This is a genomic window from Burkholderia sp. AU15512, assembly GCF_002223325.1.
GTDB lineage: Bacteria > Pseudomonadota > Gammaproteobacteria > Burkholderiales > Burkholderiaceae > Burkholderia.
Genome location: NZ_NKEX01000003.1, coordinates 1,126,236 through 1,140,918, shown reverse-complemented (window position 1 = coordinate 1,140,918; position 14,683 = coordinate 1,126,236). Strand labels below are relative to the sequence as shown.

The window sequence follows — 14,683 nt, the reverse complement described above, 5'->3', positions numbered from 1 at the left end:
GAAGGAATGAAGAAAACGGCGGCGGCTTCAGGCCGCCGTCGTCGCATGCAGCGTCAGGAAACGCTTGAGGATGCCCGACGAATAGCTGCTCGCGATCGCCGACAGGAAGTGCGAGAACGACTGCGTCGCATGATCGTCGGCCGTATCGGAGATCGTGCGCACAAGCGCGAACGGCACGTCGTGCTCCGCGCACACCTGCGCGATCGCGGCGCCTTCCATCTCGACCGCGAGCGCATCCGGCAGCGCATCGCGCAGCGCGACGACCTCGCGCTCGCTCGACACGAAGCGGTCGCCGCTGATGATGAGCCCCGCATGCAGCGTCGCACCGGCCAGGCCGAAGCGCGCGGCGAACTGCTCGCCCTCTTCCTCGACGAACTGCGTGCACGCCGCCCGCAGGCTGGCGGTCAGCGCCGCGTCGGTCGCGAAACGCGTGATGCCGAGCAGCGGCACCTCGTAGCGCGGAAAGAGCGGCGACGCATCGAGATCGTGCTGCAGCAGCGTATCGGCCACGACGACATCGCCCACGCGCACCGTGCGCGATACGCCGCCCGCGACGCCGGTGAACACGACGCCCGCCACGCCGAACACGTGGATCAGCGCGCTGACCGTCGCGGCGGCCGCGACCTTGCCGACCCGTGCGAGCGTCACGACGCAGGCCGCGCCGTGCACGGTGCCGACGTGATAATCGCGACGGCCGAGCGTGACCGTCTTCATCGCGCCGTCGGCGCGCATCGCCGCGATCAGGTCGCCGAGTTCCTCGGGCAACGCGGCCAGAATACCGAGCGGACGAGCCGCAGGCGTCACATCCAGGTCGATGCCCATCATTCCACCGCCTGCAGTTTCGCGACCGCGAGCGCGAGCCACTTTTCGCCGTGCCGCTTGAATTTCACCTGCGCCTTCGCATCGGTGCCGTTGCCCTCGAGCGCGGTGACCGTGCCTTCGCCGAACTTGGTGTGGAACACCTGCTGGCCGACCCGGAAGCCGGCATCGGCCGCGCGCTGCTTGTCCGCGAACGCCGGCAGCGGCGCGGATACGGCCGGGTCGACGATCTGCTCGCGACTGCCGCCGCCCGGCCGCGCGAACCAGTCGCGCCCGTACCCGGCGTTGTCCGACCGGCCGCCCCAGCGCGAACCGGCCTCGACCTTCGGCGTCAGCCACTTCAACACGTGCTCGGGCAGTTCGTCGAAGAAGCGCGAGCGCACGTTGTAGCGCGTCTGGCCATGCAGCATCCGGCTCTGCGCGAACGACAGGTAGAGCCGCTCCTTCGCGCGCGTGATCGCGACGTACATCAGCCGCCGCTCTTCCTCGAGGCCGTCCGATTCGAGCACGCTGTTCTCGTGCGGGAACAGCCCTTCCTCGAGGCCCGTGATGAACACGGCCGAGAATTCGAGCCCCTTCGCCGCGTGCACCGTCATCAGCTGCACGGCGTCCTGCCCGGCCTGCGCCTGGTTGTCGCCGGCCTCCAGCGATGCATGCGACAGGAAGCCGGCGAGCGGCGTCATCGTGTCGGGGTTCTGCGCCGGATCGGCGGGCAATACCGGGTCGAGCACGTCGACCGCCGGATCGTCCGTCGCGGTGCCGAGCTCGGGCGCTGCGATCGCACCCGCGCGCAGCGGGATCGAACGGGCCGGCGTGTCGAGCCCGTAGCCTTCCTCGGCGATGAACGCGGTAGCCGCATTCACGAGTTCCTGCAAGTTCTCGAGACGGTCCTGGCCTTCGCGCTCGCCCTGGTAGAAATCGGCGAGGCCGCTGGCGCGCACGATGTGCTCGACGGTGTCGGGCAGGTTCATGTGCTGCGTGTCGGCGCGCATCTTCGCGACCAGGTTCGCGAACCCGCCGAGGCTCGTGCCGGCCTTGCCCGTCACGTACGGAATCGCGGCGGCCATCGAGCAGCCGTACAGGCGCGCGGCGTCGGCCAGCTGCTCGATCGAGCGCGCGCCGATGCCGCGGGTCGGGAAGTTCACGACGCGCACGAACGCGGTGTCGTCGTTCGGGTTGTCGATCAGGCGCAGGTACGCGAGCGCATGCTTCACTTCCTGGCGCTCGAAGAAGCGCAGGCCGCCGTACACGCGGTACGGGATGCCCGACGACATCAGCGTGTGCTCGATCGAGCGCGACTGCGCGTTGCTGCGGTACAGGACGGCCACTTCGCTGCGCGCCATCCCGGTATTGATCAGCGAGCGGATCTCCTCGACGATCCAGCCGGCTTCCTGCGAATCGGTGCTCGCTTCGTACACGCGCACGGGCTCGCCGTGGCCCGCATCGGTGCGCAGGTTCTTGCCGAGGCGGTGCGCGTTGTTCGAGATCAGCTGGTTCGCCGCGTCGAGGATGTTGCCGTGCGACCGGTAGTTCTGCTCGAGCTTGATCAGGTTGCGCACGCGGAATTCGTCTTCGAAGTCGCGCATGTTGCCGACGTTCGCGCCGCGGAACGCGTAGATCGACTGGTCGTCGTCGCCGACCGCGAAGATCGCGTTTTCGCCGCCCGCGAGCATCTTGAGCCACGCGTACTGCAGCTTGTTGGTGTCCTGGAACTCGTCGACGAGAATGTGGCGGAAGCGCGCCTGGTAGTGCGCGCGCAGCGGCGCGTTGTACGCGAGCAGTTCGTAGCAGCGCAGCAGCAGCTCGGGGAAATCGACGACGCCCTCGCGCTGGCACTGCTGGTCGTACGCCTGGTACAGCTCGACGAACTTGCGGTTGAAGTTGTCGGACGCGTCGACCTTGTCGGGACGCAGCCCCTGCTCCTTCGCGTTGTTGATGAAGTACTGGACGTTCTTCGGCGGGTACTTTTCATCATCGACGTTCGCCGCCTTCATCAGCCGCTTGATCGCGGACAGCTGGTCGGCCGTATCGAGGATCTGGAAGGTCTGCGGCAGGCCGGCATCGCGCCAGTGCGTGCGCAGCATCCGGTTGCACAGGCCGTGGAACGTGCCGATCCACATCCCGCGCGTGTCGATCGGCATCATCGCCGACAGGCGCGCCATCATCTCGCGCGCGGCCTTGTTCGTGAAGGTCACGGCGAGCACGGTGGGCGGCGACGCGTAGCCCTGCTGGATCAGCCACGCGATGCGGGTGATCAGCACGCGGGTCTTGCCGCTGCCCGCCCCTGCAAGGATCAGCGCCGGTTCGTTCGGCAACGTGACGGCGGCGAGTTGTTCGGGGTTCAGATTGGCGAGCAGGTCGGGCATGGAGCGGCAGCGGACGGGCGTGAGAAAAACGGACCCGCCATTATAAGTCCGACGGGAAGCTTGCCGTTCGCGATCGCTCGAACCTGCGGCAACGGCCGCAGCGCGCCGATGCGAGGACCGTCATGGCGAGCAAATATAGACGCGTCTATATCGCAAACTCGCCTTCGATATCGACGCATCGATATAATTGTCAGATTCGGCATCCAATTCACGCATTTTTCGGCAGATTTCCAACATGAGCGACAACACGCTTGCGAAGAGCTTCGAGCCCCACACCATCGAGTCCCAATGGGGGCCGGAGTGGGAAAAGCGCGGCTACGCGGCCCCGGCCTTCGATCCGGCCCGCCCCGATTTCTCGATCCAGTTGCCGCCGCCGAACGTGACGGGCACGCTGCACATGGGCCACGCGTTCAACCAGACGATCATGGACGGCCTCACCCGCTACCACCGGATGCTCGGCGAGAATACGCTGTGGGTGCCCGGCACCGACCACGCGGGGATCGCGACCCAGATCGTCGTCGAGCGCCAGCTCGATGCACAGGGCGTATCGCGCCACGACCTCGGCCGCGAGAAGTTCGTCGAACGCGTGTGGGAATGGAAGGAAAAGTCGGGCTCGACGATCACCGGCCAGGTGCGCCGCCTCGGCGCGTCGACCGACTGGTCGCGCGAATACTTCACGATGGACGACAAGATGTCGGCCGCCGTGCGCGACGTGTTCGTCACGCTCTTTGAACAGGGCCTGATCTACCGCGGCAAGCGCCTCGTGAACTGGGATCCGGTGCTGCTGACCGCCGTGTCCGACCTCGAAGTCGTGAGCGAAGAGGAAAACGGCCACCTGTGGCACATCCGCTACCCGCTCGTCGACGGCTCGGGTTCGCTGACCGTGGCCACGACGCGCCCGGAAACGATGCTCGGCGACGTCGCGCTGATGGTCCACCCGGAAGACGAGCGCTACGCGCACCTGATCGGCAAGCTCGTCACGCTGCCGCTGACGGGCCGCCAGATCCCGGTGATCGCCGACGACTACGTCGATCGCGAGTTCGGCACGGGCGTCGTGAAGGTCACGCCCGCGCACGACTTCAACGACTACCAGGTCGGCCAGCGCCACAAGCTCGCGCCGATCGAGATCCTGACGCTCGACGCGAAGATCAACGACAACGGCCCCGAGCAGTATCGCGGCCTCGACCGCTTCGACGCGCGCAAGGCGATCGTCGCCGACCTCGACGCAGCGGGTTTCCTCGACTCGGTGAAGCCGCACAAGCTGATGGTGCCGCGCGGCGACCGCACGGGCGTCGTGATCGAGCCGATGCTGACCGACCAGTGGTTCGTCGCGATGACGAAGCCGGCGCCGGAAGGCACGTTCAATCCGGGCAAGTCGATCACGGAAACGTCGCTCGACGTCGTGCGCAGCGGCCAGATCAAGTTCGTCCCGGAAAACTGGACGACCACCTACTACCAGTGGCTCGAGAACATCCAGGACTGGTGCATCTCGCGCCAGCTGTGGTGGGGCCATCAGATTCCCGCGTGGTATGGCGAGAACGGCGAGGTGTTCGTCGCGCGCAACGAGGAAGAAGCGCGCGCGCAGGCTGCCGCGAAGGGCTACACGGGTGCGCTGAAGCGCGACGAAGACGTGCTCGATACGTGGTTCTCGTCGGCGCTCGTGCCGTTCTCGTCGCTCGGCTGGCCGAACGAAACGCCTGAACTGAAGCACTTCCTGCCGTCGTCGGTGCTCGTCACGGGCTTCGACATCATCTTCTTCTGGGTCGCCCGGATGGTGATGATGACCACGCACTTCACGGGCAAGGTGCCGTTCCACACCGTCTACGTGCACGGCCTCGTGCGCGACGCGGAAGGCCAGAAGATGTCGAAGAGCAAGGGCAACACGCTCGACCCGATCGACATCGTCGACGGCATCGACCTCGACACGCTGGTCGCGAAGCGCACGACGGGCCTGATGAACCCGAAGCAGGCCGCGACGATCGAGAAGAAGACGCGCAAGGAATTCCCGGACGGCATCGCCGCGTTCGGCACCGACGCGCTGCGCTTCACGATGGCGTCGATGGCGACGCTCGGCCGCAACGTGAACTTCGACCTCGCGCGCTGCGAAGGCTATCGCAACTTCTGCAACAAGCTGTGGAACGCCACGCGCTTCGTGCTGATGAACTGCGAAGGCCACGACTGCGGCAGCGACAAGCCGGAAGTCTGCGGCGCGGGCGATTGCGGCCCGGGCGGCTACCTCGACTTCTCGGCGGCCGACCGCTGGATCGTGTCGCTGCTGCAGCGCACGGAGGCCGACATCGCGAAGGGCTTCGCCGATTACCGCTTCGACAACATCGCCAGCGGCATCTACAAGTTCGTGTGGGACGAGTACTGCGACTGGTATCTCGAACTCGCGAAGGTGCAGATCCAGAACGGCACGCCGGAACAGCAGCGCGCGACGCGCCGCACGCTGCTGCGCGTGCTCGAGACGGTGCTGCGCCTCGCGCATCCGATCATCCCGTTCATCACCGAAGCGCTCTGGCAGAAGGTCGCACCGCTCGCGGGCCGGTATCCGCGGGGCTTGGCCGAAGGCGAAGCGTCGCTGATGACGCAGGCGTACCCGGTCGCGAACCTGCAGAAGATCGACGAGGTGTCCGAACAGTGGGCGGCCGACCTGAAGGCGATCGTCGACGCGTGCCGCAACCTGCGCGGCGAGATGAACCTGTCGCCGGCCACCAAGGTGCCGCTGCTCGCAGCCGGCGATGCCGAGCGCCTGCGCTCGTTCGCGCCGTACGTCCAGGCGCTCGCGCGCCTGTCGGAGGTGCAGATCCTCGCGGACGAAGCGACGCTCGACAAGGAAGCGCACGGCGCGCCGATCGCGATCGTCGGGCCGAACAAGCTGGTGCTGAAGGTCGAGATCGACGTCGCGGCCGAACGCGAGCGCCTGTCGAAGGAAATCACGCGCCTGACGAACGAGATCACGAAGTGCAATGCCAAGCTCGGCAACGAGGCGTTCGTCGCGAAAGCGCCGCCGGCCGTGGTCGAACAGGAGCAGAAGCGCGTCGCGGAATTCCAGAGCACGCTGGACAAACTGCGCGCGCAGCTCGATCGGTTGCCTGCGTAACAAAGGGTAAGGTCGTTTGCGTTCACTATAATGGGGACGTGAACATAGACCATCTGACAAGTCGATTACAGGAATAAAGGTTCGATCATGTTGAAAGTTACCAAGGCAGTGTTCCCCGTTGCTGGTCTCGGCACGCGGTTCCTCCCGGCAACGAAAGCGAGCCCCAAGGAAATGCTGCCGGTCGTCGACAAGCCGCTGATCCAGTACGCGGTCGAAGAAGCGATCGCCGCCGGCATCACCGAGATGATCTTCGTCACCGGGCGCAGCAAGCGCGCGATCGAGGACCACTTCGACAAGTCGTACGAGGTCGAGGCCGAACTCGAGGCGCGCGGCAAGGAAAAGCTGCTCGAACTGGTGCGCAGCATCAAGCCGAGCCATGTCGACTGCTTCTACGTGCGCCAGCCGGAAGCGCTCGGCCTCGGTCATGCGGTGCTGTGCGCGGAAAAGCTGGTGGCCGACAACCCGTTCGCGGTGATCCTCGCGGACGACCTGCTCGACGGCAACCCGCCCGTGATGAAACAGATGGTCGACGTGTTCGACCACTATCACAGCTCGGTGATCGGCGTCGAAGAGATCCCGCCGTCGGAGACGAAGTCGTACGGGATCGTCGACGGCAAGGAGTGGGAAGAGTCGATCGTCAAGATGTCGGCGATCGTCGAGAAGCCGGCGCCGGAAGTCGCGCCGTCGAACCTCGGCGTGGTCGGCCGCTACATCCTGAAGCCGCGGATCTTCGAGCACCTGCGTGCGCTGAAGCCCGGCGCGGGCGGCGAGCTGCAGCTCACCGACGCGATCCAGGCGCTGCTCGCCGACGAGCAAGTGCTGGCCTACAAGTACCAGGGCACGCGCTACGACTGCGGCAGCAAGCTCGGCTACCTGAAGGCGACGGTCGAATTCGCGCTGCGCCACGCGGAAGTCGGCGCGGAGTTCGACGCGTACCTGCGCACGCGCGACGGCGCACACCCGGCCGCCTGAACGCGGCAAGGGCAAGGGCCCGCTCCGGCGAGCCCGCCCTCACCTCACCGGCCGACGCTCAGCGCGCTTCGGCCGGCTTCACCGAGACGACGCCCGGCATCCCGCCCGCGTCGTCTTTTTTCGTCTTGACGAGCCAGCCGCCGCCGTCGCCGAACGGCAGCTTCGCGAGTGCGCTCTTCACGAGCGCCGGCGCGGCCTGCTGCGTGCCGGGATCGCGATCGCGCAGCGCGGCCGAAACCCGGTAGACGTCGGCGCCCGATTTCGCGTCGACGAAGCGCAACGTCAGCACATGGCGATACACGCGGCCCATGAACGGCAGCGCGAACGGCGCCGGCCCGTCGACCGTCACGCATGCGCTGCTCGCGGCCCCGCACCCGTCGGCGCGCGCCGCGACCGAGGCCGGCTGCGTCGCATACGCGATCGACAGCCGGTAGCGCGCGGCCGCGAGCGGCTTCGCATCGAAGCCGCGGTGCGCGAGTTCGTCACGCACGAGCGTCTCGATCTGCCGGTATTCGGCATCATCGGCCTGCGCGGCCGTCCGCACGAAATCGTAGCCGTGCGCACCGGATGCGAACGCGTTCGGCTGCCCGACCGCACTGACGCCGCTCGTCACGCCGGCGCAACCCGTCAACAGCGACGCCGCCAGCGCGGTCGCTGCCCATTCCTTTCTCATGGCTTTCCCCAAATGCCTGCCGTCGCGCCCGGCCCTGTCAGGCGGACGGCTCGTCGATCGCGGGCAGCGACACCGTCACCGCGGTGCCGACACCCACCTCGCTGTCGACCGACACGCTGCCCCCATGGCGCGTGACGACCGTCTTCACGAATGCCATGCCGAGCCCGGAGCCCGAGATTTCGGGCCGCTCGCCGGCATGGAATCGCTTGAAACGCTCGAACAGATGCCGCTGATCTTCCGGCGCAATGCCGTATCCCTGATCGCGAATCGTACAGAACATCCGTTTCGACGCGTGCTCGACCGCCAGCGTACACGTGATCACGGTATCGGACGGACTGTATTTGACTGCATTGTTCAGCAGGTTCACGAACGCGCGCGTGATCAGCGAGCGGTCCGCGCGCACCCAGCACATCTCGGTGCCGACGTCGGTGTCGACGCGAATGTGCTTCGCCTGCGCCTGCGGCCACACCTCGTCGCTCGCATCGATCAGCACGTCGACGAGGCTCGTCACCTCGAGCTGGTACACCTGCGACTCCGCGCGCGCCAGCTGCACGAACTCGTCGGCCAGCGACAGCGCGCGGTGCGCATAGCGCTCGATCCGCGCGAGCAGCCCGCGCATCGCGTCGGTCTCGGCACGGTCGCGCTCGATCTCGACGAGCGCGAGAATCGACGACTGCGGCGAGCGCATGTCGTGCGACAGCAGGTGCAGCGCTTCCTCGCGCTGCCGCTCGGCCGCGTGCAGTTCGGTCACGTCGACGAGGCCGGCGATCCAGCCCGTCACGCGGCCCTGCGCGTTCGTACACGCCGCGTAGCGTAGCAGATGGTCGAGCCCGTCACGATCGCGCACCTCGATGCCGCGCGCCATCGCGTCGTGCTCGGCCTCGAGCGTCGGGTCGAGTGCGGCCGGCCAGTGTTCGCGGATCGCCGCGTCGTGTTCGGCGTTGCCGTCGACGGTCTTCATGAAGGTCAGCTCGCCGAGCGCGGTGCGCAGCGGCCGGCCTTCCGGCAGCGGCAGCGACAGGCGCGACCCGTAGCGCTTGGCCGCATGGTTCGCGATCAGCACGGTGCCGGCCAGGTCGGTCACGAAGATCGGCTCGGGCATGCTGTCGAGGCTGTCCCACACGAAGCGCTTCATGTCCTGCACGCGCTGCGCGGCTTGCGCCATCAGCGCCATCTGCCGCTCGAGCACGTCGCCGCCGACGCTGCGCGTGCGCGGCGCCTCGGGCAGCAGGTGCGGCTCGTCGGCGAGCCGCTGCAGCTCGCGGCGCAGATACGACATCGTCATTTCCAGACGCCGCCAGTTCCAGATCGGGTAGACGGCGATCAGCCCGAAGATCGCGGGCGCCGGCGACAGCCAGATGCGCGCCTCGAACAGCAGCGCCATGCTCGCGACGACGGCCAGCGCGGCCAGGCTCAGCGTCAGCAGCAGCGCGCGCCACGGCGACAGCATCAGGAAGCCGCCCAGCAGCACGGCGAGCGGCAGCAGCGACGCAACGAACAGCCCGGCGCGCGACGCCGGCGAGATCGCGCTGCCGGTCGCCAGCATGTCGAGCACGTTGGCATGGATATACACGCCGGCGAGCGGCCCGAACTCGCCGGATACGGGCGTGGCGAAGCGGTCGTACAGCCCCGACGCCGTCACGCCGACGACGACGATCTTGCCGCGCAGCGCGTCGGGTTTCACGCGCCCTTCGAGGACGTCGTCGAACGACAGCGTCGGATACGCGGGCGTGTTGCGGCTGAACGGGATCAGGTAGCGGCCCTCGCTGGTCGCGTCGCGCGACAGGTCGTGCGCATGCGCGCCGGGCGCACCGCCGACCGGATGCAGCTGGCCGCCCAGGATCGCGCGGTAGACGGGCACCATCAGCTGCGGCCAGCGCACGCGGCCGTCGCTTTCGTACAGCGCCACGCTGCGTACGATGCCGTCGCGGTCGACTTCGAGGTTGATGTGGCCGAGCCCGACCGCGCGCGCCGCGAGCGCGGCCACCGGCGGATCGACCGCGCGCGTGCCGTCCGCCTGCTCGGGGCTCAGCAGCACCGGCAGGAAGGTCGGCACGTGGGTCATGGCGTCCGCGAACGCGCGATCTTCCGGCGACGGTTCGGTAAACAGCACGTCGTAGACGACGGCGGCCGGCTGCGCGCGCGCCAGCGTGTCGAGCAGCCGTGCATGCACGTCGCGCGACCACGGCCAGCGGCCGAGCGCGGACACGCTCTGGTTGTCGATGTCGACGACGACCACGTCGGGTGACAGCGGCAGGCTGCGCAGCATCAGCAGCCGGTCGTAGATCAGGCCGTCAACGCTCGCCGACAGCCGGCCGAGCGCGCACGCGAGGATCACCGCGATCCCGAGGCAGCCGATCGCGATCCATTCGATCAGGAAGCGGCGGCCGAGGTGCCGCCGCGGAGAAACGGAATCGGGTTTCATGCGCCGCGGATCAGCGCGACAGCGTGAACGCGCTGACCGGACTGGTCTTCTCGTAGAACTTGCCGCCCTCGAACTCCTCGACGGTCACGGCCCAGAAATACTCGCCCGGCGGCAGGTGCGCGACGGTGATCTGGCGCGTATGCAGGCCGACCTGGTCGACGACCGGCGCGCTCAGGTCCTTCGAGCGCGACAGCACGAACCGGTAGCGCGCATTCTTGCCCGACCCGTTCGGCGACCAGCGGAACTCGTAGCCGCCGGCGCCAGGCGACGCGCTTGCGTCGAGCCCCATCACGCGGCGTTCGAACGCGTACGTCCGGGGCCGGCCCTCGAGACCGTTCGCGTCGATCGCGGCGACCCGCACGAAGTAGTTCCCGTTCGGGACGTCGCGGAAAACCGCGCGCGGCGAATCGGTGCGCGTTTCGCGGAACAGGTCGAGCAGCCCGGCGTCGTGCGCGAGTTGCACGCGGTACGCATGCGCGTCGGCGAGCGGCGCGACGTCGAAGGCGACCTCGGGCTCGTCCTGCACCTTGTCGGGATGCGCGAGCGCCGGCGCGGGCAGCAGCTCGACGGGCGCGCCGACCGCGCCGGACGACGTCGCGACGCTGCCGAAATTCGCATGCACGAGCGTCGGATCGGCGGGCTTCCGGCCGCCCGCGACGCCGACGGTGCCGTCGAGCACTTCGACGCGCGTCGACGCATTGCCGGCCGCGTCGTAGTTCACGCGAAAGTGCGTGCCGCGCACGCCGGCCACGACCGACGGCGACCGGATCTGGAAGCGGTCGTCGCGTTTCTTCAGATGGGTGACCTCGCTGTCGACCGAGCCGCGCGTGAGTTCGAACTCACGATCGAGCGTGCCGGTCAGCACCGTGCGGCGCAGCGCCTTCAGGTCGAGCTGGCTGTCGGGCGGCAGGCTCATGTGCGTGCCGTCGGCGAGCTCGAGCGTCACGAAGCCGTTCGGGCCCGTGCGCACGCGATCGCCCTCGGCGAGCGTCGCGTCGTTCGCGAGCGGCGCAAATGCATCGCCGGACGCGCGTTCGGCCGTGCCCTGCACCGCGATGACGCGCGCGGTCAGCTTTTCCTTGCGCAGGCGCGCCACCGGCAGCTTCAGCGCGATGCCGGGCTGCAGGTGCTTCGGCGCGGGCACGCCGTTGATCTGTTGCAGCAGTTGCCAGTCGTCCGCGCCCTGCAGATAGCGCGCGGCGACATCGTACAGCGTGTCGCCCGCCTGCGTGCGGTAGACGACCATCTTGCCCGCCGCCGCGGGCGGCTGGGCCGCCGCATGCTGCGCGGCGAACGCAAACGCGACCGCGCAGGCTGCGCGCCGCGCGACCGTGCGCAGGTTCGCCGTGCGCTGCGTGATTCCCGTGGTCACTCCGGTTCTCCCTGCCCGACCCGTTCGAGCCGGTAGCCGTAGCCGTAGATCGGCGCGAGGCGATAACCGTTTTCGGGCCGCAGGCCGAGCTTGGTGCGCAGCATCGAGATGTGCGTATCCATCGTGCGCGACGGGATGTCGGTCGCCTGCTTCCAGACCAGATCGAGAATGTGCGCGCGCGACAGCGGCCGGTCGAGGTGCTGGAACAGCAGCAGCGCGAGTTCGAATTCCTTCTGCGTGAGGCTCACGGCCTTGTCGCCGACGTAGGCCTGCTTCAGGTTCACGTCGAAACGGAATTGATCGAATTCGCGAACGGTGGCCTCGGCGTTGACCGGATACGCGCGACGCAGCAGCGAGCCGATGCGCGCGCGCAGGATCGGGCCCGACACCGGCTTGACCACGTAGTCGTCGGCGCCGGCGTTGAGGATCTGCGTGATCCCCGCCTCGTCGTCACGGCTCGTCATGAAGATGATCGGCAGGCTGTGCTCGGTCTGATTGGCGCGCACCCACTTCAGCACTTCCTCGCCGGACATGTCGGGCACGTTCCAGTCGAGCACCAGCAGATCGAACGTCTCGCGCTGCAGGCGCTTCTTCAGGGCCTTGCCTTCCTTGAACGCGTAGCACGTATGGCCAACGGCCGTCAGCGTTTGACTGACGAAATCCGTCTGGGCCGGATCGTCATCCAGTACAGCAATTCTCATAGCACCCCGCAAATCGAAATCGATTCGTCCTGTTCAGCTCCCCGCCCCACCCGGCCGCGCAGCACGTGCGCGGCTTCCGGATACCGGCCGGCGGGCCGTCGTTCGCCGCTCGCGTCACCTGCGCAAACCGGCGACCCCGGCAAATATCTCAAAAACGGGGCACGGACGAACCGGCGATTTCATCATAGTAGTATGAAATTCGCCAATAAATTGCGCGGACTACCGTCTTTTCTTCGAATAATCCTTCCTGCCGCGCAATCGAGCGTCTAATCGGCGCCCGCGATGCCCGCCACCGGCTCGGCGACGTCGTCGGCCGGTACGCGATGCGACAGCGGCTCCGGACGCGCCGGTTTTACAAGCATCCGCTGCAGCTGGCCGCGCACGCGCTCCCACGCGGCGGCCGCGTAGTCCGGCTGGCTCGCCGCCCACGCCTGCGCCAGATCGAACACGCGCTCGATCGTCGCACCGCAGTAGGTCAGGCCCGAGCCGTCGTCCTGCGCGGCATCGCGCAGGCGTTCGTCGAGCCACTCGGCCAGCCACGGCATCTCGGCCGCGGCGGAATCCGCGTAGGCCTCCAGCGCGGCACGCGCGTGGCGATCCTGTTGCGGGTCGAGCTCGATACGGCTCAGTCCCGATACGCTGCGTTCCGCTCCGGACGGACTTCGAATGGTCCCTGGTCTGAAGGACATGTCCTCTCCCCGTTGTACGACGGTAGCATCAGGCATGGCCCCCGTGCCCGCCGTACGACGTACCGTGGCCGGCGCATCCGCTGGGAGCGGACGACCGGCCGGATCAGTATACGCAGCCGATCACGCAGCGAGGTTTAAGAATTGTCAGAAAAGTGTGACCGGCGCCAGGCGCTGCCGGCACCGCGATACGGGCCGTCAGCGGCGGCGCATCAGGAACACGAAGGTCTTGTCCTGCGTCGTCGATTCGACGATCTCGTTGCCCGTCTGCTTCGCGAACGCGGCGAAATCGCGCTGCGAGCCGGGATCGGTCGCGAGCACCTTGAGGATCTGCCCGCTTTCCATATCGGCGAGCGCTTTCTTGGCACGCAGGATCGGCAACGGGCAATTGAGCCCGCGCGCGTCCACTTCCTTGTGAATCTGCATCGGCTGTCGACCTTCGAATGACGCGCCATTCAAGGCGCGGAGAGAAGCCGTGATTTTACCGCAGCGCCGCCGCGCCTGCCCGGGCCGCCAGCAGCCCGACGCCCGCGGACACCGGGCTCAGGTGCCCGAAAAGCCGCCCGCGAGCCGTTCGCGCAGGTGCCGCACGAGCGCGCGCACCGCGCTCGGCACGACCGGGCTGTACGGACGGATCGCGAAGATGTGGTCGCCGAACGCGCCCGACGGCCGCCAGCCGTCGAGCAGCGCGACCAGCCGGCCGGCGTCGAGATCGCGCTGCGCGCTGAAATCCGGCAGCAGCGCGATGCCGAGCCCGCCGAGCGCGGCCTCGCGCATCGCCTCGCTGTTGTTCGCCGCGAAGCTGCCGCGCACCGGCACGCTCACGCGCTCGCGCCGCCGGCCGTGCGGCTCGAAGCTCCAGGCGGCCGGCTCGTTGTCGCGCAGGTAGCACAGGCAGCTGTGCTCGACGAGTTCGCTCGGGTGCCGCGGCGCGCCGCGCGCGTCGAGATAGTCGCGGCTCGCGACGAGCAGCGAGCGCGTGTCGCACAGCTTCCACGCAACGTGGGTCTGCGGCGCGGTGGTCGTATGGCGGATCGCGAGGTCGAAACCCTCCTGCGTCAGCGAATGCAGCCGGTCCGACAGGTCGAGCTCGATCTGCACGCCCGGATGCTGCCGCAGGAAATCGGGCAGGTGCGGCACGACCTGCTGGCGCCCGAGCGCGACCGGCACCGTAAGGCGCAGCAGGCCGCGCGGCTCGCCGGCCAGGTCCTTCACGCGCGCGAAGTGCTGCCCGATCGACTCGAACGCATCGCGCGTGCTGTCGACGAGCGTCTGGCCCGCGTCGGTGAGCCGCACGCTGCGCGTCGTGCGCCGCACGAGCGGCACGCCGGCCGCCTTTTCGAGATCGGCAATGCGCTGGCTCATCGCGGCCTTGCTGATGCCGAGCCGCTGCGCGGCGGCCGTGAAACTGCCGGCCGCGGCCAGCACCGTCAGCGAATGGATATGCGGCCAGAGCGCCTGGACATTTTGCTGATTCATCCGGTGATTATTCAGAATTCTGAACAGTGAATCAAGCTGCGCGGCCTTCTCCCGCCCTGCCCGTTTGCCTAGACTGGGTGCTGTCCA

11 protein-coding genes are annotated in these 14,683 nt (G+C 67.9%); 2 read left to right on the top strand and 9 right to left on the bottom strand.

The features are described 5' to 3' along the window. Positions 1–27: 27 nt before the first annotated feature. Together CFB43_RS07950 and CFB43_RS07945 are read right to left on the bottom strand one after the other, a co-directional pair. Positions 28–825, bottom strand: a complete 798-nt coding sequence (locus CFB43_RS07950) for a 5'-methylthioadenosine/adenosylhomocysteine nucleosidase (protein ID WP_089494687.1) — start codon at positions 823–825, stop codon at positions 28–30. After that, positions 822–3,185, bottom strand: a complete 2,364-nt coding sequence (locus CFB43_RS07945; protein WP_089494686.1) for a UvrD-helicase domain-containing protein — start codon at positions 3,183–3,185, stop codon at positions 822–824. Before CFB43_RS07945 ends, CFB43_RS07950 begins: the two co-directional genes overlap by 4 nt. Positions 3,186–3,420: 235 nt before the next feature. Here CFB43_RS07945 and CFB43_RS07935 point away from each other — a divergent pair, with 235 nt between their 5' ends. Both CFB43_RS07935 and galU read left to right on the top strand, forming a co-directional pair. Continuing rightward, positions 3,421–6,288, top strand: a complete 2,868-nt coding sequence (locus CFB43_RS07935; RefSeq protein WP_089494685.1) for a valine--tRNA ligase — start codon at positions 3,421–3,423, stop codon at positions 6,286–6,288. 87 nt (positions 6,289–6,375) lie between these two features. Then, positions 6,376–7,260: a UTP--glucose-1-phosphate uridylyltransferase GalU gene (gene galU, locus CFB43_RS07930; RefSeq protein ID WP_089425179.1), complete on the top strand. Its 885-nt coding sequence runs from the start codon at positions 6,376–6,378 to the stop codon at positions 7,258–7,260. A gap of 58 nt (positions 7,261–7,318) precedes the next feature. Here galU and CFB43_RS07925 read toward each other — a convergent pair whose 3' ends face one another. The 7 genes from CFB43_RS07925 to CFB43_RS07895 all read right to left on the bottom strand — a co-directional run bounded on the left by CFB43_RS07925 (position 7,319) and on the right by CFB43_RS07895 (position 14,596). Continuing rightward, positions 7,319–7,933: a DUF4136 domain-containing protein gene (locus tag CFB43_RS07925; RefSeq protein ID WP_089494684.1), complete on the bottom strand. Its 615-nt coding sequence runs from the start codon at positions 7,931–7,933 to the stop codon at positions 7,319–7,321. Between the two features lie 37 nt (positions 7,934–7,970). Continuing rightward, complete coding sequence (locus CFB43_RS07920) at positions 7,971–10,358, bottom strand: CHASE2 domain-containing protein (protein WP_089494683.1); 2,388 nt, start codon at positions 10,356–10,358, stop codon at positions 7,971–7,973. 10 nt (positions 10,359–10,368) lie between these two features. Beyond that, positions 10,369–11,730, bottom strand: coding sequence for a FecR family protein (locus CFB43_RS07915; protein ID WP_089494682.1), 1,362 nt, complete (start codon positions 11,728–11,730; stop codon positions 10,369–10,371). After that, complete coding sequence (locus tag CFB43_RS07910) at positions 11,727–12,431, bottom strand: response regulator transcription factor (protein WP_006490421.1); 705 nt, start codon at positions 12,429–12,431, stop codon at positions 11,727–11,729. The genes CFB43_RS07915 and CFB43_RS07910 overlap by 4 nt, the downstream gene beginning before the upstream one ends. A 266-nt stretch (positions 12,432–12,697) precedes the next feature. Further along, complete coding sequence (locus tag CFB43_RS07905; protein ID WP_089494681.1) at positions 12,698–13,120, bottom strand: peptidase; 423 nt, start codon at positions 13,118–13,120, stop codon at positions 12,698–12,700. A gap of 195 nt (positions 13,121–13,315) precedes the next feature. After that, positions 13,316–13,543, bottom strand: coding sequence for a sulfurtransferase TusA family protein (locus CFB43_RS07900; RefSeq protein ID WP_006402122.1), 228 nt, complete (start codon positions 13,541–13,543; stop codon positions 13,316–13,318). Positions 13,544–13,660: 117 nt separating this feature from the next. Next, a complete protein-coding gene (locus tag CFB43_RS07895; protein ID WP_089439849.1) occupies positions 13,661–14,596 on the bottom strand; it encodes a LysR family transcriptional regulator in 936 nt (311 codons plus the stop codon). Between the last annotated feature and the right edge of the window lie 87 nt (positions 14,597–14,683).

Excerpts from the sequence above, each read along its gene's own strand:
- CFB43_RS07950 (WP_089494687.1), bottom strand. The coding sequence starts at position 825 with ATGATGGGCATCGACCTGGATGTGACGCCTGCGGCTCGTCCGCTCGGT.
- CFB43_RS07945 (WP_089494686.1), bottom strand. The coding sequence starts at position 3,185 with ATGCCCGACCTGCTCGCCAATCTGAACCCCGAACAACTCGCCGCCGTC.
- CFB43_RS07935 (WP_089494685.1), top strand. The coding sequence starts at position 3,421 with ATGAGCGACAACACGCTTGCGAAGAGCTTCGAGCCCCACACCATCGAG.
- galU (WP_089425179.1), top strand. The coding sequence starts at position 6,376 with ATGTTGAAAGTTACCAAGGCAGTGTTCCCCGTTGCTGGTCTCGGCACG.
- CFB43_RS07925 (WP_089494684.1), bottom strand. The coding sequence starts at position 7,933 with ATGAGAAAGGAATGGGCAGCGACCGCGCTGGCGGCGTCGCTGTTGACG.
- CFB43_RS07920 (WP_089494683.1), bottom strand. The coding sequence starts at position 10,358 with ATGAAACCCGATTCCGTTTCTCCGCGGCGGCACCTCGGCCGCCGCTTC.
- CFB43_RS07910 (WP_006490421.1), bottom strand. The coding sequence starts at position 12,431 with ATGAGAATTGCTGTACTGGATGACGATCCGGCCCAGACGGATTTCGTC.
- CFB43_RS07905 (WP_089494681.1), bottom strand. The coding sequence starts at position 13,120 with ATGTCCTTCAGACCAGGGACCATTCGAAGTCCGTCCGGAGCGGAACGC.
- CFB43_RS07900 (WP_006402122.1), bottom strand. The coding sequence starts at position 13,543 with ATGCAGATTCACAAGGAAGTGGACGCGCGCGGGCTCAATTGCCCGTTG.
- CFB43_RS07895 (WP_089439849.1), bottom strand. The coding sequence starts at position 14,596 with ATGAATCAGCAAAATGTCCAGGCGCTCTGGCCGCATATCCATTCGCTG.